The 356-nt window shown below is 66.9% G+C and carries 1 protein-coding gene; it reads left to right on the top strand.

Annotated features, from left to right (window positions below; genetic code table 11):
• On the top strand, window positions 1-356 hold a 356-nt coding region (locus HX846_RS39000), incomplete at both ends, for an aminotransferase class I/II-fold pyridoxal phosphate-dependent enzyme (RefSeq protein WP_178967673.1).

Below are 356 nucleotides of genomic sequence, written 5' to 3'. Positions count from 1 at the left end.
GCCGGCTACATCGTGCGCGAAGTGCTGGAGCAGGAAGTCGACTTCTTCCTCGACAGCCTCGACGTGCTGGTGGTGGTCAACCCCAACAACCCCACCGGCCTGAGCCTGACGCCGCAACGCCTGCTGGACTGGCATGCTCGCCTGGCCCAACGCGGCGGCTGGCTGGTGGTGGATGAAGCCTTCATGGACATCACCCCGCAACTGAGCCTGGCGGGCCAGGCCCATCAAGTCGGCCTGATCGTGCTGCGCTCGTTCGGCAAATTCTTCGGCCTGGCCGGAGTGCGGCTGGGGTTCGTGCTGGCCGAGCGCAAGCTGCTCAAGCTGCTCGCCGAACAGGTGGGGCCGTGGGCCGTCAG

The sequence above is a fragment of the Pseudomonas sp. K5002 genome (assembly GCF_013386655.1).
GTDB lineage: Bacteria > Pseudomonadota > Gammaproteobacteria > Pseudomonadales > Pseudomonadaceae > Aquipseudomonas.
The sequence above is the reverse complement of the archived record's forward strand: the minus strand, read 5'-3'. Positions and strand labels throughout refer to the sequence as shown.